Annotated in this window: 19 protein-coding genes; 4 read left to right on the forward strand and 15 right to left on the reverse strand. The window is 44.3% G+C overall.

What is annotated here, in order from left to right:
* Positions 1-6: 6 nt before the first annotated feature.
* The 10 genes from O3620_RS01770 to O3620_RS01815 form a co-directional block, all read right to left on the reverse strand.
* Positions 7-438, reverse strand: coding sequence for an arginine repressor (locus O3620_RS01770; RefSeq protein WP_002911979.1), 432 nt, complete (start codon positions 436-438; stop codon positions 7-9).
* Entirely contained in the window at positions 431-1,246 is an 816-nt protein-coding gene (locus O3620_RS01775) for a TlyA family RNA methyltransferase (protein ID WP_002919430.1), read from the reverse strand. The genes O3620_RS01770 and O3620_RS01775 overlap by 8 nt, the downstream gene beginning before the upstream one ends.
* Positions 1,239-2,114 (reverse strand): polyprenyl synthetase family protein, encoded by an 876-nt coding sequence (locus tag O3620_RS01780; protein WP_002919432.1) that lies wholly within the window; start codon positions 2,112-2,114, stop codon positions 1,239-1,241. The genes O3620_RS01775 and O3620_RS01780 overlap by 8 nt, the downstream gene beginning before the upstream one ends.
* The gene (locus O3620_RS01785) at positions 2,111-2,323 is read right to left on the reverse strand and encodes an exodeoxyribonuclease VII small subunit (RefSeq protein ID WP_002896137.1); all 213 of its coding nucleotides are present in this window, start codon (positions 2,321-2,323) and stop codon (positions 2,111-2,113) included. Before O3620_RS01785 ends, O3620_RS01780 begins: the two co-directional genes overlap by 4 nt.
* A complete protein-coding gene (xseA, locus tag O3620_RS01790; RefSeq protein WP_002919434.1) occupies positions 2,301-3,641 on the reverse strand; it encodes an exodeoxyribonuclease VII large subunit in 1,341 nt (446 codons plus the stop codon). Before xseA ends, O3620_RS01785 begins: the two co-directional genes overlap by 23 nt.
* The gene (locus O3620_RS01795; RefSeq protein ID WP_002919435.1) at positions 3,586-3,822 is read right to left on the reverse strand and encodes a hypothetical protein; all 237 of its coding nucleotides are present in this window, start codon (positions 3,820-3,822) and stop codon (positions 3,586-3,588) included. The genes xseA and O3620_RS01795 overlap by 56 nt, the downstream gene beginning before the upstream one ends.
* Positions 3,798-4,640, reverse strand: a complete 843-nt coding sequence (locus tag O3620_RS01800) for an NAD(P)H-hydrate dehydratase (protein WP_002919436.1) — start codon at positions 4,638-4,640, stop codon at positions 3,798-3,800. Before O3620_RS01800 ends, O3620_RS01795 begins: the two co-directional genes overlap by 25 nt.
* Before the next feature lie 94 nt (positions 4,641-4,734).
* Positions 4,735-5,508, reverse strand: a complete 774-nt coding sequence (locus tag O3620_RS01805) for an HAD hydrolase family protein (protein ID WP_002919437.1) — start codon at positions 5,506-5,508, stop codon at positions 4,735-4,737.
* Positions 5,505-6,359, reverse strand: a complete 855-nt coding sequence (locus tag O3620_RS01810; RefSeq protein ID WP_002919438.1) for a bifunctional methylenetetrahydrofolate dehydrogenase/methenyltetrahydrofolate cyclohydrolase — start codon at positions 6,357-6,359, stop codon at positions 5,505-5,507. Before O3620_RS01810 ends, O3620_RS01805 begins: the two co-directional genes overlap by 4 nt.
* Before the next feature lie 190 nt (positions 6,360-6,549).
* Positions 6,550-6,780: a DUF1797 family protein gene (locus tag O3620_RS01815; protein WP_002896146.1), complete on the reverse strand. Its 231-nt coding sequence runs from the start codon at positions 6,778-6,780 to the stop codon at positions 6,550-6,552.
* Between the two features lie 249 nt (positions 6,781-7,029).
* On the opposite strand from O3620_RS01815, the gene O3620_RS01820 reads away from it, so the two are divergent.
* Positions 7,030-9,303, forward strand: a complete 2,274-nt coding sequence (locus O3620_RS01820) for an ATP-dependent Clp protease ATP-binding subunit (protein ID WP_002919439.1) — start codon at positions 7,030-7,032, stop codon at positions 9,301-9,303.
* Between the two features lie 48 nt (positions 9,304-9,351).
* On the opposite strand, the gene O3620_RS01825 is transcribed toward O3620_RS01820, so the two are convergent.
* Complete coding sequence (locus tag O3620_RS01825; protein WP_002919440.1) at positions 9,352-9,966, reverse strand: GyrI-like domain-containing protein; 615 nt, start codon at positions 9,964-9,966, stop codon at positions 9,352-9,354.
* Positions 9,967-10,025: 59 nt separating this feature from the next.
* On the reverse strand, positions 10,026-10,925 hold the full coding sequence (locus O3620_RS01830; RefSeq protein ID WP_002919441.1) for a YafY family protein: 900 nt from the start codon (positions 10,923-10,925) through the stop codon (positions 10,026-10,028).
* Positions 10,926-11,149: 224 nt separating this feature from the next.
* Between O3620_RS01830 and O3620_RS01835 the strand changes: the two genes are divergently transcribed.
* Both O3620_RS01835 and O3620_RS01840 read left to right on the forward strand, forming a co-directional pair.
* Complete coding sequence (locus tag O3620_RS01835) at positions 11,150-11,599, forward strand: NUDIX hydrolase (protein WP_002919442.1); 450 nt, start codon at positions 11,150-11,152, stop codon at positions 11,597-11,599.
* Between the two features lie 67 nt (positions 11,600-11,666).
* Positions 11,667-11,969, forward strand: coding sequence for a DUF1827 family protein (locus O3620_RS01840; protein WP_002919443.1), 303 nt, complete (start codon positions 11,667-11,669; stop codon positions 11,967-11,969).
* A gap of 25 nt (positions 11,970-11,994) precedes the next feature.
* Here O3620_RS01840 and O3620_RS01845 read toward each other — a convergent pair whose 3' ends face one another.
* The gene (locus O3620_RS01845) at positions 11,995-12,429 is read right to left on the reverse strand and encodes a GNAT family N-acetyltransferase (protein WP_002919444.1); all 435 of its coding nucleotides are present in this window, start codon (positions 12,427-12,429) and stop codon (positions 11,995-11,997) included.
* 22 nt (positions 12,430-12,451) lie between these two features.
* Here O3620_RS01845 and O3620_RS01850 point away from each other — a divergent pair, with 22 nt between their 5' ends.
* Positions 12,452-12,907: a MarR family winged helix-turn-helix transcriptional regulator gene (locus O3620_RS01850; RefSeq protein ID WP_002919445.1), complete on the forward strand. Its 456-nt coding sequence runs from the start codon at positions 12,452-12,454 to the stop codon at positions 12,905-12,907.
* Positions 12,908-13,036: 129 nt separating this feature from the next.
* Here the strand turns inward: O3620_RS01850 and ileS are convergent, their stop codons facing one another.
* Positions 13,037-15,850, reverse strand: coding sequence for an isoleucine--tRNA ligase (gene ileS / locus O3620_RS01855; RefSeq protein ID WP_002919447.1), 2,814 nt, complete (start codon positions 15,848-15,850; stop codon positions 13,037-13,039).
* 283 nt (positions 15,851-16,133) lie between these two features.
* Entirely contained in the window at positions 16,134-16,928 is a 795-nt protein-coding gene (locus O3620_RS01860) for a DivIVA domain-containing protein (protein WP_002907042.1), read from the reverse strand.

Raw genomic sequence — 16,928 nt, forward strand, 5'->3', positions numbered from 1 at the left:
GCTTTCCTACCAATGGTGAATGATGGTTGCAACCCTTGCGGCTGCTTCCTCTGTCATCATAACCATCAAAATACTGTCGTTGTCTGCCAAGATACTGAAAATATCCTCAGCAAATTCATTTCTAAGATGGCGCTTGACCAGTGCTGTGCTCCCCGGTACCAGACTGAGATTGATCATATTTCCCAAAACCTGACAGGACAATATGTTATTTTCAGCCAAACCCAGACTGCTAGTCATGGTCTTAGGCAGCTCATAGATATAGGTGTTGTCCTTGAGAGGTATCTTGACAATGCCCAGTTCTTTGATATCCCTAGAGACCGTAGCCTGGGTCGCTGTAATCCCAGACTCCCTGAGATGTTCTACAATTTCCTCCTGTGTGCCAATGTCATAGTCACTGACAAAGCGTCTAATCTTTTCTAATCTATCCTTCTTATTCATCCTTAAATTCCTTGTGTGCCGCCTCTACGACAGCTGTCATCAGTTCTGTATCAAGGGACTGCGGCTCTGTACTCTTTTCTAAATAGGCCAGAAATTCCACATTGCCCTGACCGCCCTGAATAGGCGAAAAATCCAGTCCCCTGACAGAAAAGCCAGCCTCCATCATAAATGCTGTGACCTTATCCAGAACTGCCAGATGGACCTTTTTATCCTTGATAATCCCTTTTTTCCCAATCTGCTCGCGGCCCGCTTCGAACTGGGGCTTGATCAATGCAACCACTTGGCCATCCCGAGCCAAAATCTCATGCAGAGCTGGTAAAATCATACTCAGCGATATAAAGCTGACATCAATACTGGCAAAGCTCGGCTCCTGCTCAAAGTCAGTCCTTTGGGCATAGCGAAAATTAAACTGCTCCATGCTGACAACCCGCTCATCTTGTCTGAGCTTCCAAGCTAGCTGATTGGTGCCGACATCTACTGCATAGACCAGCTTAGCTCCGTGCTGCAGCATGACATCTGTAAAACCGCCGGTCGAAGCTCCGATATCTAAGGTCACTCGGTCCGCTACCGAAATATCAAATACTTGCAAAGCCTTTTCTAGCTTGAGGCCGCCACGACTGACATATCTGAGTTTCTCACCTTTTAAGCGCAGCTCTGTGGCTGCGTCAATCTTTTCACCTGGCTTGTCAAAGCGCTGGCCATTGGCCGCAGCAATGACTAGTCCAGCCATCACACCACGCTTAGCCTGCTCTCTGGTCTCAAAGAGCCCTTGTCTGTAGGCCAGCACATCTACTCTTTCCTTAGCCATTCAATCTTAAACTTTCTATTATCTTTTGAATTTCTTCGCCTGAAAACTCTGTCTTCTCTTCCAAGTCTGACAGAATAAGCACAGCTTCATCAAGGGTCTGATTGAAAAAGTTCTTAGCTCCATCCAGTCCCAGAAAGGCTGGATAAGTCGACTTGGCCGCAGCTAAATCTTTCTGCGGGGTTTTACCCAGCTCTTCAAAGCTAGCTGTCACATCCAAAATATCATCCCGCACTTGAAAGGCCAAGCCCAAGAGCTCTCCAATCCTACGAAGCTTGTCTTGAACAGACTGCTGAGCCTGAACAATCAAACCAGCTGCGACAAAAGGATAGGTCAGTAGCTTACCAGTCTTATTGGCATGGATGTTTTTTAAATCTTCTAAACTAATTGCTTGGCCTTCACCTTGCATGTCCAGAACTTGTCCTGCGACCATACCAAAGCTCCCTGCTGCCAGAGACAATTCAGAAATCAAGTCCACCTTGACCTGACTGGGCAGCTCGGCCCTTGCCAATAGTCCATAGGGGTCCAAAAAGAGAGAATCACCCGCCAAAATAGCCATATCCTCTCCAAACTTCTTATGGCTAGTCAAGCGGCCTCGACGATAGTCGTCATCATCCATAGCTGGCAAATCATCATGAATAAGGCTGCCAGTGTGAATCATCTCAAGAGCCGCTGCGACCTGATAGTGAGCCTCAGCTAGCTCTAGGCCAAATGCTTGAATCAACTCCAATAGCAATAGGGGACGAATTCGCTTGCCGCCTGCCTTCACCGAGTACAAAATAACTTCTGATAAATCCGAAGACACTTGCTGAGACCTATAAAAATCTTCAATCGTCAGACCAATTTTTTCCAGTTTCTCGTTTCTTGTCATTCCATTTCCGTTTCTGTGCCGTCTGCCTGCATGACCTTAACCAAGGTCTTTTCAGCCTTGTCCAGACTAGCCTGAAGTTCTTTTGAAAGCTTCATTCCCTTTTGAAATTCCGCAATTGCCTCTTCCAGCGCTACGTCACCATTTTCCAGCTTTTGAACAATGACTTCCAAGTCTGCTAAATTTTCTTCAAATTTCTTTTCTTTGGACATGTTTTACCTCTACTTCCAGCTGCCCATCCCGCATAAGCAGGGTCAGCTCATCTTTTTCTTCAATGCCAGCACTTGACTCGACAACCTTTTGATTCTTTTGGACAATAGCATAGCCACGCGCCACGATTCGACTGGTATCCAGCATAAGCAAGGCCTCGGACAATCTCCTGACTTGAGCCACCTTGTTATCATAAATGACCGCCATATTGCTGCGCAGCAAACGCTCCAACTGGGCAGTCTGCTCCTGAAAACGCTGAACGCGACTGAGTGGATTCAATGCTTCCAAACGATGCTGCAAGATTTTGACCCGCTGTTGCTCTTCACTATAATATTCGCGAATTTTTTGCTTTAGTCGCAGGTTGAGCTGATCCAACTTCTGCAGATGGCCATCGTAAAGCCGCTCTGGCTGTCGGAAGATAACAGACTGGGTTAGCTTATTCAATCGCTCTCGATAATAGCTCAGGCGATTGGAAATCGCTCGAGACATGCGGTTTTCCTGCTGCTGCAAATGTCCCAGCAGGTCTAGCTTGGTGACCGATGTTGCTAGCTCAGCCGCAGCCGTCGGAGTCGCAGCTCTGCGATCTGCTACAAAGTCCGCCAAAGTCGTATCGGTCTCATGGCCGACACTAGAAATAATAGGAATCCGAGACTCAAAAATAGCCCGAACTGTTTCCTCTTCGTTGAAAGCCCAGAGATCTTCGATAGAACCACCGCCTCGACCAATAATCAGCACATCCAAATCGGACCGCTCATTGGCCAGTCTGATGTGGTCAGCAACCTGAGCTGCAGCCCCATCTCCCTGCACTTTTGTCGGATAAAGGACAATCTCCACTCCCGGAAAGCGACGGCTGACCGTCGTGATAATATCCCGAATGACCGCTCCGCTGGGACTGGTTACGACGCCGATTTTCTTAGGAAATTGGGGCAAGGCCTGCTTGAATTTCTCTTGAAAAAGCCCTTCTGCGCCCAGTTTTTTCTTGAGCTGTTCAAACTGGATAGCCAAGGCACCGATACCATCCGGCTCTGCCTTTTCAATGATAATAGAATAGGAACCGCTCGGCTCATAGAGCTGCACCCGGCCAATGACATTGATTTTCATGCCTTCTTCCAGCTCAAAGCCCAGCTTCTGGTAGACACCAGACCAAATCGTGACCTGAATGACGGTCTTCTCATCCTTCAATGAAAAATACTGGTGATTGGGACGCCGGCGGAAATTGGACACTTGGCCAGTCAGATAGACCCGCTCCAAATAAGGATCCCGCTCAAACTTCATCTTCAGATACTTGGTCAAGGTCGAAACCGACAAATACTCTGGCATGCCCTTTTCCTTTCTTTTCTAGTTTTTCCGTAACTTTTATTATAACAAAAAACTGCATAAAAAACCGATTACAAAGTCTAAAAATTCCCTGAAAAGCAAGAAAAAAACTGGGCTTCCACAAAAGAAACCCAGCTGACTTAAAACCCAAGAAAAAGTCTACTGACTCATCTCCTTCATCCACTTTGGAATGACCCTGCTGATTGCCGTTGGCAGGACGACATAAGCTTCCTGACTCAAATCATCTGCGATAAGGGAGTGAAGAAGTGTTGCAGCCGCCACTCGCTCAAAGAGGCTGCTGGACTTGAACTGTCCTGCAAATGCGGCAATCATACCAGCAAGCGTATCCCCCATGCCGCCAGTTGCCTGATAAGGTCCGCCTACTGTCAGCTCAAAGACTTGTTCTTGCCCACTTTGATAGATGGTCGTCCCATGCTTTTTCTGCACAACAATACTACCTAGAGGCAGCTGATTGACTGCTACCTGATTGGCTGCCGCTGTCTGATCTGACAAGCTCAAACCCGCTAAGCTTTCCCACTCCTTCTGGTGAGGGGTAAAAACTGTTTGGGCTTTTGGAAATGGCAAAGCTGCCTTGCTAAAGAGTGAAATGGCTCCGCCATCCATGATGAGTATCTGCTGTTCTGCCACAGTCTGGACTACCTTTTGTAGGATATCTAGACCTAGTTGATTCTCCGCCAAGCCAGGACCAATCAAGACTAGATCTGATTTGGTTAGTTGCTCTGTCAATCGGTCTTGCTCCTCTAGGTCAAAGGCCATGGCCTCCGGTAAATGACTGTGCAGAGGGGCGATATTTTCTCTGTCTGTAGCAACAGTCACCAGACCTGCTCCGCTATTGACCGCCGCTAAAGCTGCCATGATAATGGCGCCCCCATAAGGATAGGTCCCCCCAATCAATAAGAGACGGCCGTAATCGCCCTTGTGGCTATCCAAGGGGCGTTCCCTAATGACTCTTTTTAAAATATTTCCAGCATTTTTTGACATGATATTCTCCTAGATCAACTTCATCCTGCACTTCAAACCTATCTTCATTATACACCAAAAGGCACCTAAACAGGTGCCTCGTATCGCAAGAAAGTTATTTTCTTCGGAAATCTGCAAATTTTTGTAAGATTCTTGCTGCGACTGCCTTGGGTAAATTTTCCTGAAAGGCGACCTGCTCATCCGCATAATCGCTCAAGCCTGGGAAATCCCCAACCTGCACAGCATAGAGAGAATTCTTAAAGAGCTGGATATCATTTTGATCATTACCAAAAGCCACATAATCCGAACCGCAGAGTTCCTTTACAGTTGAAGCTTTATTGGTTTCAGCCGGGTTGATATAAAAACATTTCTCATGTTCATGATAGTCTAGACTCAGGTTAGGCAAGTTTGCAAAACGAGCCTGTAAATCGTCTAAGAGCTGCTCATGATTCCCCATGTAAATAACAAGCTTAATAGGATGCTGGAGTTCAGTCAGTTCCAGCCGTCTTGCCCGCTTGAGAGGATCTACACTAGCAATAAAAGGGATTTTTTCTAAAATCTGGCCGCTGTAGTCAAAAGTATTATCAACGAAAAAAGGTAAATTATAGGTCAAACAAGTATCTAGAATGGCTTGATAACTTGACTGATGCAGCTGACGTTCAAACATCAGCTGTCCATTCTGATAAGCTACTCCGCCGTTCAGGCCAATCACTATCTGCTGGCTCAATTCCGGACCCAATAGTCCCAGACAATCTCGATAGGAACGCGCCGAAGCAAACAGAACTTCATGCCCAAACTGAGGAGCCGTCAGCAGGACCTGCTTAATCTCCTCATCAGTCGTCATATAATCAAAGGACAAGGTCCCATCCAAATCAAAAACAAATTTCATGATTCAAGACTCCGTTTAAAGGCTTGGTAGGTCTGCTCCATCAGCATGGTAATGGTCATAGGCCCAACACCTCCAGGTACAGGGGTAATCAAACTAGCAATTTCAGACACTTCATCAAATTGAACATCGCCAATCAGCTTGCCATTTTCATTTCGATTCATACCGACATCAATGACAACAGCTCCTTCCTTGACAAAGTCCTTGGTCACAAAATGTCCACGTCCAATAGCCACCACCAAAATATCTGCCCGCTTAGCAGTCTTGGCTAGATTGTGGGTTCGCGAATGCGTCAGAGTCACTGTCGCATTCTTAGCTAAAAGGAGCTGAGCCATGGGCTTACCGACAATATTACTCCGCCCGATGACGACCGCTCGCTTGCCTTCCAATTCAACGCCATATTCATGGAACATTGCCATAATACCTGCTGGAGTAGCCGGAATCATAACCGGATGGCCGCTCCATAGTTTGCCCATATTAAGAGGATGAAAACCATCAACATCCTTGTCTGGATCAATAGCCAGCAGCACAGCTTCATCATCAATATGCTCAGGCAAGGGCAGCTGAACCAAAATCCCATGCCAGTCAGGATTTTGATTATAGGTTTCAATCAAGCTCAAGAGCTCTTCCTGGCTGGTCTCTTCTGGCAGACGTTCTACCTTACTCCGAAAGCCAGCAGCCAAGGCTGAGCGCTCTTTATTACGCACGTAGATTTGACTGGCTGGATTATTTCCCACCACAATCACTACCAAGCCCGGTATCTGACCTGTCTTTTCTTTGAGGCGAGCCGTTTTTTCGGCTAATTTTTTCTGAAGCTTCTCTGCCAAACCTCTACCATCAATAATCTGCGCCATGTCATTCTCATTTCTTTTTCATTATCTTTTTCATTATACCAAAAAAATCTGGGCCCAGCCTATAACTTTTTCTTATATAAGGTTATAAGACGAGGATTCATTGGCAGCTAGCTGTAAAATTTTCAGACCTACTAAATCTTTTTCAAAATTAAGATAAAAAGGGTAAAAATAAAAAGCAGCTAAGTGCTTTTTAGTAGAGTAATTCATAAATTTCCATTGCAATCAAATCGATGCTGTCGAAAGTATAGGTCTCACGCGCTGCAACGTCACGCAAGGTGAAGACAGAGCCGTTTTCTTCGTCATAACTGTAAGCTACTTCTGCTACAACCACTCCTTCACGCTCAAAATTACGTTTCAAATTTCCGCCATCCTTAGCCATAGCTTCTAAGCGGTTAATAATTCTAACTAAATGTGATTCCATTTTGTTTCTCCTATTTACTTAGTTCCCTCTTATTTTACCATAAATAGCGACTGAAATACCACTAAAAGCCAATTTTTTGTAATTTTTCAAGAATTTGTTTTCATTCTGCTCGGTCTAAGGGAGGATTTTGTAGTAAATTCTTGCAAAGTTCGAGAATACTGATATAATGAAACTATAAAACTTTGACTATTTTTGACCTTTAATTATTTTTATAAATAGCTTGCACACTAAAAGAAAAGAGGTATCTGCATGCTTTGTCAAAATTGTAAAATCAATGAATCTACGATTCACCTTTATACCAACGTAAATGGCCATAAACAGCAGGTGGATTTGTGCCAAAACTGCTACCAAATCATGAAAACAGACCCTGAACATTCCTTGTTCGGTGGAATTGCCAATGCCAATAATCACGGAACAGATCCTATCGATGATTTCTTCAACAGCCTTAGCAATTTTCAACAGCCTCAGGAACCAACTACTCCTCCCACCCAATCTGGCGGAGCAGCCTATGGGGGCGGTGGCGGCTACGGCTCCAATCCTAGCAAGGGTGGTCAGCCTCAGCCAAGTCCGCAAAGGCCAAAAGGCCTGCTTGAAGAGTTTGGTATCAACGTGACTGAATTGGCTCGCCGAGGCGAGATTGATCCTGTTATTGGCCGTGATGAAGAAATCGTCCGTGTTATTGAAATCCTCAACCGCCGCACCAAGAACAATCCTGTTCTCATAGGAGAGCCAGGAGTCGGAAAAACAGCCGTGGTGGAAGGCCTGGCCCAGAAGATTGTTGATGGTGATGTGCCTCATAAACTCCAAGGTAAAGAAGTTATCCGCCTAGACGTTGTCAGCTTAGTACAGGGAACTGGTATCCGTGGCCAATTTGAGGAGAGAATGCAGAAGCTCATTGATGAGATTCGTTCTCGTCAGGATGTCATTCTCTTCATTGATGAAATCCATGAAATTGTCGGAGCAGGCTCTGCTGGCGATGGCAATATGGACGCTGGGAACATCCTTAAACCAGCTCTGGCTCGCGGTGAGCTCCAGATGGTCGGAGCAACCACCCTCAATGAATACCGTATTATTGAGAAGGATGCAGCACTGGAGCGCCGGATGCAGCCAGTTAAGGTAGACGAGCCGACGGTAGAGGAAACGATTATCATCCTCAAAGGGATTCAGAAAAAATACGAAGACTACCATCACGTCAAGTACACAGATGCGGCCATTGAAGCTGCTGCGCTTCTCTCCAACCGCTACATCCAAGATCGCTTCCTGCCAGACAAGGCTATTGACCTCTTGGATGAGGCTGGATCCAAGATGAATCTGACCCTCAACTTTGTTGATTCCAAGGTCATTGACCAGCGTCTGATTGAGGCCGAAAATCTTAAAGCTCAGGCGACTCGTGACGAAGATTTCGAGAAAGCAGCTTACTTCCGTGACCAGATTGCTAAGTACAAGGAACTCCAGCAGACAAGTGTGCTAGACAAGGATACTCCGATTATCAGCGAGAAAACGATTGAGCACATCGTAGAGCAAAAGACCAATATCCCAGTTGGCGATCTCAAAGAAAAGGAACAGTCTCAACTAGTCAATCTCGCTAGCGACTTAAAGGCTCATGTCATCGGCCAAGACGATGCTGTGGATAAGATTGCCAAGGCCATCCGCCGCAACCGAGTCGGACTAGGAAGTCCTAATCGCCCAATCGGTAGCTTCCTCTTTGTCGGACCAACTGGCGTCGGTAAGACTGAGCTTTCTAAGCAACTAGCCATTGAGCTCTTTGGCTCGGCTGACAGCATGATTCGCTTTGATATGAGTGAATATATGGAAAAACACAGCGTGGCCAAGCTGGTCGGTGCCCCTCCGGGCTATGTCGGCTATGATGAAGCTGGTCAATTGACTGAGCGCGTCCGCCGCAATCCCTACTCACTCATTCTGCTAGATGAGGTGGAAAAGGCCCATCCCGATGTTATGCACATGTTCCTGCAGGTTCTAGATGATGGCCGCCTGACTGATGGCCAAGGACGGACTGTCAGCTTCAAGGACACCATTATCATCATGACATCCAATGCCGGAACTGGCAAAGCTGAAGCTAGCGTTGGCTTTGGGGCAGCGCGTGAAGGCCGCACCAACTCCGTCTTAGGTGAATTGGGTAACTTCTTCAGTCCTGAGTTTATGAACCGCTTTGACGGTATTATCGAATTCCAGGCGCTCAGCAAGGACAATCTGCTGCAAATCGTCAACCTTATGCTGGACGATGTCAATCAACGTTTGGCAACCAACGATATTCATCTGGATGTTACGGAGAAGGTCAAGGAAAAATTGGTTGATCTGGGCTACGATCCAAAAATGGGCGCTCGCCCACTGCGCCGCACCATTCAAGACCATATCGAAGATGCTATTACCGACTTCTATCTAGAAAATCCAAGTGAAAAAGAGCTCAAAGCTATCATGACCAGCAATGGCAAGATTCTCATCAAGTCAGCTAAGAAAACAGAAAGCACAGAGTCCGTTAATTCATCTCAAGAAGAAAAATAAATGTCGACAAACTAGAGCAGAAAACACTTAGTTTTCTGCTCTAGTTCTTTATTGATCTTTCTGAACCTTGTAGCGCAGAATTGTTTTCAGCTTGCTAGGGTCTGTCCGATTCAGATTATTGAGATAGATTTCCCTATGAGTATTTGAAATCCGTGTCAGCTGGTGACACTGGCAAAAGGCATCCATTTTAGCGAAGGATTGAGGTTCTTCGTCAAAAGGTCCTAAGTGCAACACGGTGACACACGCTCCTTCCGTCATTTCTTCAAAGCGAATCTCGTCATAGAGAGGATTAGGCTTTTTGACACGGACTTGTTCCAGAGCTTTTTTCACCATCTCTCCAGTGATAAAGTCCGGCTGCCCAATCATAATAGTATAGATCAATTCTTCTTTAATGAGTTCTCCTGCTTGCTCTTGCTGCCAAAGTCCTTCCAAGGGATAAACTGTAAAATCAGTAAATTCTTGCTCGGCCGCTGTCTTTTTGTAGTTCATCTTGATAGCATAGGCTAAGCTGTACAGAGCACCAACTCGTTCCGAAAAGTCAGCAGCATTAGGATTGCCCTTGCCGTCAATCATGATAAAAGACTGGGCAGGAACATCTATGAGACAGGGTGCAGACTTGATTTGATAGAATTCTCGATTGGCTTTTCTCCATTCATATTTCATGAGAGAGCCCTCCTTTCTTTACTACAAACAGTATAGCAAAGAAAAGCTGACAACCTCTGTCAGCTTTTATAAATATCGGCAATAGCTTTTAACTTTTCTTTGAATTCTTCCCGTAACCGAGACGGCTCCATGATTTCAACTCCATCCAAAAAGGATAGCAAGTAGGTATAAAGACTATCGTGACTCGGCAAATGCGTCTCGACATAAATGCTCCCATCAGTCTCCTCTATCTCTGCTTCTGAAAACTCCTCGTACACTCGAAAGGCATGCTTCCGGTCAAATTTCAAGAGGACTTTTACAGTGCCTCCTAGCCGCTCCTCAGGACTCAATTTCTCATCCAAGACTCTCTGCTTAAATCTTTCCTCTAACATCTGACAGTCTCTCATTCTGTTGAGTTTAAAAAAGCGCGGAGCTTGTCTTAAACGACAAAAGCCAGTAACATACCAGTTTTGACTTTTAAATACTAACTTCAGCGCCTCTATCTTGCGCTGCTCTCTTTCTCCACGCCCATTCAAGTAAGAAAAAGACAAGACTCTTCTTTGCAAGATTGCTTGCTTAATGGTATCAAACAGTTCTTTCTGATCTGCTTTCTTGCGCCAATCAGTGAAATCCACCTCCAGCCAGGATGTGGCCTGAACTTGAAACAAGGACTGCAGCTTAGCCAAGGTCTCTACCTGCTTGCCATCAGTTATAACCTGCAAGCCTTGAAGAGCAGCTAATAGCTCATCCCTCTCAGACTCTGAAAACAAGGCCTTGTCTAAGACAAAATCCTTCATCAGAAAAATACCCCCGCCCTTGCCTGGGCTGCAATAGATAGGGATTCCTGCCAAACTCAGCTTGTCTACATCTCGATAGATGGTCCGAATAGATACTTCAAATAGTGAGGCTAATTCGGGAGCTGTTGTGCGGCCTTGCTCTAAAAGAAGATATAAGATTTTAAAAAGTCTGCTTTCTGTCATAAAACCACCTCGCTACTATTATAACAATTTCTTCTATAAATGTTTTACCATTCCCATAAAGAAGATTTTTTTAAACGGTCGGAGGAAAGAATTTATAATTTGAAGAACATCTCTTTAAACGACTATCATTCTTTTTCTGTCCAATAAACTGAGTAAATTCTTGACAGCTGGTCCTTAGTCCATTATGATAGATAGTAAACTGACTAGAGATTGAGGATATTAGAATGACAAATCCAACCTTTGGTGAAAAGGAAGCAAATGTAGAATATGTGACCCGCTACGGAGTCTATGCCGTTATCCCAGACGAAAAGAAAGAAAAGATTATTTTGGTCCAGGCGCCTAATGGGGCTTGGTTTCTGCCCGGTGGAGAGATTGAAGAGGGGGAAAACCATCAGACTGCCCTTGAACGCGAGCTGATGGAAGAACTTGGATTCACAGCCCAGCTTGGACGCTATCTTGGACAAGCTGATGAATATTTTTACTCTCGCCATCGCGACACCCATTTCTACAACCCGGCCTACCTGTATCAGGTCACCTCTTTCCAAGAAGTCCAAAAACCGCTGGAAGATTTCAACCAGCTTGCCTGGTTCCCAGTCGAAGAAGCTATTGAAACACTAAAACGCGGCAGCCATAAATGGGGTATCCAAGCCTGGAAAAATACACTTAAAGCTTAAAGAAATCATTCACAATTTATAGCAAACATGTTATAATAATAGCAGGTATAAAGCAGGAGGAAATCGTATGAAGCTTATTAATACAACAAACAGTCATGCTGACCTTGTCAAAAGCCAATTGGAAAGCACCGATGCGATATTAGTCGAAGTTTATTCTGCTGGAAACAGCGATGTTGTTTTTACACAAGCTCCTCTTCACTATGAAATTTTGATTTCAAACATGCACCGTGCTGTACGCGAACAGGAAATCGAAAAAATTAGAGAATTTTTCTTGAAGAGAAAAATTGATGCAAATGCTATTGATAAAGCTGCTATCCGAACGATTTACGCTAATAATCTAATCGAAATTTCCATTCCTGTTAAACAGTAAAAACTAAGGCCTGGCCTTAGTTTTTTTATTGTTTATAGATCATGGTAATGTGAGGTGTCGATTCAAAAATAAAGGGTTGACCAACTGCCTTGAAGCCATACTTTTCATAGAGAGCAGCCACCTGATCCTGAGCCTCTATTTCAATTTCCTTTCCTGGCCATTTTTCAGCACATAATTGCAAGATTTCTCTAATAAGCTGTCCTCCTAATCCCTGTCCTCGTACAGACTGAGCTGTGACTACTCGACCAAAGACTAAATGCTCTCCCTCTTCAAAGACCCGAGCATAAGCATCAATTTCCCCTTGTTTATTAGCATGGTAAACATGCACTGCTTCTAGGTCCTTCTCATCCAGTTCATGATAAATGCGCTCCTGCTCCACCACAAAGGTGTCAATGCGCAATTTTAAGATTTGATAAAATTCTATCGGGTTCAACTCAGTTAATTTTTTCCTAGACCACATACTTGTTTCCTCTAACTTTTTAATGTATAATAAATGCAAATGCAACTATAAAGGAGTTCCTATGGATTACCGTCAACTTTTCCGACAAATGGGCTTTATTTCTAGACAGGCTATGATGAAAATGAATCAGAAAGCCGGTAACTACGGCCTAGACAATAATTTGTTTCTACTTCTCATTCGCATCGTCGAAAATGAAGGTCTCAGCCAATCACAACTGGCAGAGATGGTGCAGATTGACAAGACTACCCTCAGTCGATCCCTAGGAAAGCTGGAAGATAGGGGCTTGATTATCAAAAAGACCAAAGCTCAAAATAAGAAGTTCAAAGAGCTCTATCCTAGCAATCAGGCTCTCAAACTCTACGACCAGCTGATTGGCTTTGAAAATACCTATGCCAGTCAGGCTCTGCAGCAACTGACTTCCTCTGAGCTCTTTCAGCTCCAAAATATTCTAACCAAAATAGACACTCCTAAGGTATAACTAGTATAGCAGAAGATAGTTGCGTTTGCAACTGTTTGTTTTTTCTAATTTAATTTTAATTTAACAAATTTTCAAATCAATCTATCTAAAAAAAATGGCTTGCCATTAAAGGGCAAAGCCATTTTCTCTTTAATAATCTACATTTGCAATAACGAGGTAATCGTACCCTCTCAGAATGTCGTAACAATGGTCACAGAGTTGACTATTTAGAGATTCACCGTCTTCTGTATTATGAATTAAAAATGTTTTAACAGTCGAATCATTACGGCGGCAGCGATCACAGACTTGCCCCTGCGCATGCTCTACGACAAAAGCTACATCTTCAAAGACTAGAGCGCCTTCTGGAGCAGGTCCTTCTATAATTGTTAATTGAGAAACGATAAGAAGCTGTGCCACATCGCTGTTGACCGCTTCCAGCAAAGTCTTGATGACTTCATTTGGATAGACAGTCAGGTGCGCTTCCAATGATTTCCCGATAACCTTCTCATTGCGGGCTTCTTCCAAGGCTTTCTGAGCCTGACTGCGGAAGTCCATAAAGGCAGACCAAGTGTCCAAAATTTCTTCTTGATTTGGGAAAGTCTGAGCTTCTGGCAATTCAGATAACTGAACAAATTCTTCCTTTTCGTGCTCTAGGTAAGACCAGATTTCTTCTGCTGTGTGTGGCAAAATTGGAGTCAGAAGCTTGGTGATTTTAACCAAAACATCATAGAAAACAGTCTGCATCTGACGTCGTTCCAATGATTTAGCTGCTTCGATATAGACAACATCTTTGGCAAAGTCCAGATAGAAAGCAGACAAGTCAATAGTCACAAAGTTGACAATTGCTTTATAAATAGTCAGAAACTCAAAGTCCGCATAAGCCTTGCGAATAGTCTCTACTAATTGATTGAAGCGGATAGTCATGTATTTATCAACAGAACGAAGTTCTTCGTAAGCTACGGCATCCTCAGCTGGATTAAAGTCAGAGGTATTGGCAATCAAGAAACGCAAGGTATTCCGAATCTTACGGTAGGTTTCAGAAACTTGACCCAAGATATCCATAGAGATACGAACGTCGTTGCTGGAGTCGACACTGGTTACCCAGAGACGCAAGATTTCCGCACCAAATTGTTTTTCCACGTCACTTGGAGCAATGGTATTCCCAAGGGATTTAGACATCTTTTCACCCTTACCATCTAGGGCAAATCCTTGTGACAAGATTTGTTTGTAAGGAGCCACGCCATGGTTAGCAACTGATGTGATAAGAGATGAGTTAAACCAACCACGGTATTGGTCTGAACCTTCTAGATAAAGATCAGCTGGGTAAGTCAATTCCGGACGGTTGACCACTACACCATTCCATGATGAACCTGAGTCAAACCAAACGTCCATGATGTCCGTTTCCTTGGTAAATTCGCCGTTTGGAGAACCTGGATGAGTAAATCCTTCTGGTAAGAGGTCTTTGGCTTCACGCTTCCACCAGACGATAGAGCCGTGCTCCTCAAAAAGCTGAGCGACATGTTCGATGGTTTCTGCTGTCATGATTGGTGTTCCGTCTTCGGCATAGAAGATTGGAAGTGGAACTCCCCAAGCTCGCTGACGAGAGATAACCCAGTCACCACGGTCACGAATCATATTGTAGAGGCGTACTTTCCCCCATTCAGAATGGAATTTAATCTTGTCAATTTCATCTAAAATTTCTTGACGGAATTTAGAAACAGATGCAAACCACTGAGGTACTGCCCGCCAGATGATTGGCTTCTTAGTACGCCAGTCAAATGGATAAGAGTGAGAAATTTCTTCCTGAGCAAGGAGCAAATCACCAAGCTTTTCAATAACCGTCGGCACAACCTTATCATAGAACTGGCCTTCAAAGTCAGGACCAGCATTTTCCATCATGATACCGCGCTCATTGACTGTCACAGCAACTTCCAGTCCATTGGCTACACCGACATGGTAGTCGTCCTCACCAAAACCAGGCGCTGTATGAACGATACCGGTACCAGAGTCAGTCGTAACGTGGTCACCCAGGATAACAAGTTCATCTACAGCAGTATCCCATGGGTGAACTGTCACGATCTGGTTTAATTCTTGACCACGGTAGGTAGCTAAAACTTGAACATCAGTCCAGCCAAATTTCTCAGATAGACTATTCAACAATTCTGAAGCAACCACAAACTTACGAGATTCACCAGCTGGTTGAACGACTACGTAATCAATATCTGCTCCAACTGTCAAACCGCGAGAGGCTGTAATGGTAAATGGAGTTGTTGTCCATACAACGATGTAAGTATCTGTGTCCAATACTCCTTTACCATCTTTGACGCGGTTAGCATAGTAGAGAGAGGTAGAAACCAAATCATGGTATTCAATTTCTGCTTCAGCCAAAGCTGACTCAGAAGACCAAGACCAGTAAACTGGCTTAGCGCCACGGTAGATGTAGCCTTTCTTAGCCATTTCGCCAAAGACACGAATCTGAGCCGCTTCATAATCAGAAGTCAAAGTAACATAAGGATTATCCCAGTCACCAGAAACACCCAAACGCTTGAAGTCCTCTTTTTGCTTTTCGACTTGGCTAAGCGCATAGTCCCGACACATGTTGAGGTATTCTACCAAGTCCAACTCTTTGCGCTTAACGCCTTGTTTTGCCAATACCTGCTCAATCGGAAGACCATGCGTATCCCATCCTGGAATGTAAGGCGCATAGTAACCAGCCATAGACTTTGAGCGAACAATGATATCTTTGGAAATCTTGTTCATAGCATGGCCGACGTGAATATTCCCGTTAGCATAGGGAGGGCCATCATGCAGGATAAAGTGCGGCTTGCCTTCATTCAGTTCCTGACGGCGCTGATAAAGCTTAGCTTCATCCCATTCCTTCTGCCAGATTGGCTCCTTATTTGGAAGACCGGCCCGCATAGGGAAAGCAGTTTTCCCAAGATTGAGTGTTTCTTTCAGTTTCATTTTATTCCTCTTTATTTTTTTTATTACAAATTAAAAACCGCAAACTTCTCAAAAAAGGACGAAAATTCGCGGTACCACCTTTGTTTAGGCAAGACAATAACATGATGCTCCTCTTACCCCTCTTTGTCCGTAACGTGGACTGCCGTCTCATCCTACTGATTTCAGACGAAAATTCTGTAAAATGATAGCCCAAGCAAGATGGACTGCAGATCTTTCACCATCATCTGCTCGCTGAAAGTATTTTGCTTGGTCTGTGTTTTTACAATCTTAGTTTCTTTAAAAATTATAAAATATTTACTGGAACTTTTTGTTCCCCATTTGTATCATCATCGTGATGGTCAGCTTCTGAGTTTTCCTCAGCTGCATGAGCTTCTATATCTTCATCGCTAAGCGGAGAAAAAGCTTGGGTCGCAGCTAATTCACGGTTAGCAGCTTCAATGCGCTCTTGCAGCTCAGCCATTTCTTCTGGAGAAAATTGACGAGTCACATCCACTTCTTCCTCACGGACAACTGCTTCTTCCCCGAGAACTTCAGATACAACTTCCTTGAAAGCTTCATCGCTGGTTTGCAGATAAGTAGCTGTCGGACGCAGGATTTCTTCCCACTCAGACGAATCCACAATACTGAGCTGGCTCTCAATAGTTGATTTCAAGCGTTGATGGAAGACACGTGTTTTATTTTTCAGTTCTTCTGTTTCAATGGCTACTTTCTTAGCATTGTCAGCCGCCTGACGCAAAATTTCATCAGCCTTGTACTTAGCTCCATCCAACAAATGCTGCGCATCCTGCTCTGCCTGACGGACAATATTTGTAGATCGCTCATTGGCAGCAACTTTAACGCGCTCAGCCGTATCCTGAGCAATCAAAACAGACTGGCTGAGAGAGTCTTTCATCTCATCAAAATAAGTCAGACGTTCTTCCAGATTACGAATTTTTGCTTCTTTTTCGTGGTTTTCACGAACCAAGTCCTCATAATCGCGGACAACGATGTCAAGGAATTCATCTACCTCTTCAACATCATAGCCTCTAAACTTGGTTCCAAAGGATTTATCTTTAATTTCTAATGCTGTAAGTGTCAT

This window comes from Streptococcus sp. 27098_8_134, from assembly GCF_041431675.1.
In the GTDB taxonomy this organism is placed as follows: domain Bacteria; phylum Bacillota; class Bacilli; order Lactobacillales; family Streptococcaceae; genus Streptococcus; species Streptococcus sanguinis_R.

Bases quoted from the DNA above. Each gene is read 5' to 3' on its own strand.
- O3620_RS01770 (WP_002911979.1), bottom strand. From the start codon at position 438: ATGAATAAGAAGGATAGATTAGAAAAGATTAGACGCTTTGTCAGTGAC.
- O3620_RS01775 (WP_002919430.1), bottom strand. From the start codon at position 1,246: ATGGCTAAGGAAAGAGTAGATGTGCTGGCCTACAGACAAGGGCTCTTT.
- O3620_RS01780 (WP_002919432.1), bottom strand. From the start codon at position 2,114: ATGACAAGAAACGAGAAACTGGAAAAAATTGGTCTGACGATTGAAGAT.
- O3620_RS01785 (WP_002896137.1), bottom strand. From the start codon at position 2,323: ATGTCCAAAGAAAAGAAATTTGAAGAAAATTTAGCAGACTTGGAAGTC.
- xseA (WP_002919434.1), bottom strand. From the start codon at position 3,641: ATGCCAGAGTATTTGTCGGTTTCGACCTTGACCAAGTATCTGAAGATG.
- O3620_RS01800 (WP_002919436.1), bottom strand. From the start codon at position 4,640: ATGTCAAAAAATGCTGGAAATATTTTAAAAAGAGTCATTAGGGAACGC.
- O3620_RS01805 (WP_002919437.1), bottom strand. From the start codon at position 5,508: ATGAAATTTGTTTTTGATTTGGATGGGACCTTGTCCTTTGATTATATG.
- O3620_RS01810 (WP_002919438.1), bottom strand. From the start codon at position 6,359: ATGGCGCAGATTATTGATGGTAGAGGTTTGGCAGAGAAGCTTCAGAAA.
- O3620_RS01815 (WP_002896146.1), bottom strand. From the start codon at position 6,780: ATGGAATCACATTTAGTTAGAATTATTAACCGCTTAGAAGCTATGGCT.
- O3620_RS01820 (WP_002919439.1), top strand. From the start codon at position 7,030: ATGCTTTGTCAAAATTGTAAAATCAATGAATCTACGATTCACCTTTAT.
- O3620_RS01825 (WP_002919440.1), bottom strand. From the start codon at position 9,966: ATGAAATATGAATGGAGAAAAGCCAATCGAGAATTCTATCAAATCAAG.
- O3620_RS01830 (WP_002919441.1), bottom strand. From the start codon at position 10,925: ATGACAGAAAGCAGACTTTTTAAAATCTTATATCTTCTTTTAGAGCAA.
- O3620_RS01835 (WP_002919442.1), top strand. From the start codon at position 11,150: ATGACAAATCCAACCTTTGGTGAAAAGGAAGCAAATGTAGAATATGTG.
- O3620_RS01840 (WP_002919443.1), top strand. From the start codon at position 11,667: ATGAAGCTTATTAATACAACAAACAGTCATGCTGACCTTGTCAAAAGC.
- O3620_RS01845 (WP_002919444.1), bottom strand. From the start codon at position 12,429: ATGTGGTCTAGGAAAAAATTAACTGAGTTGAACCCGATAGAATTTTAT.
- O3620_RS01850 (WP_002919445.1), top strand. From the start codon at position 12,452: ATGTATAATAAATGCAAATGCAACTATAAAGGAGTTCCTATGGATTAC.
- ileS (WP_002919447.1), bottom strand. From the start codon at position 15,850: ATGAAACTGAAAGAAACACTCAATCTTGGGAAAACTGCTTTCCCTATG.
- O3620_RS01860 (WP_002907042.1), bottom strand. From the start codon at position 16,928: ATGACACTTACAGCATTAGAAATTAAAGATAAATCCTTTGGAACCAAG.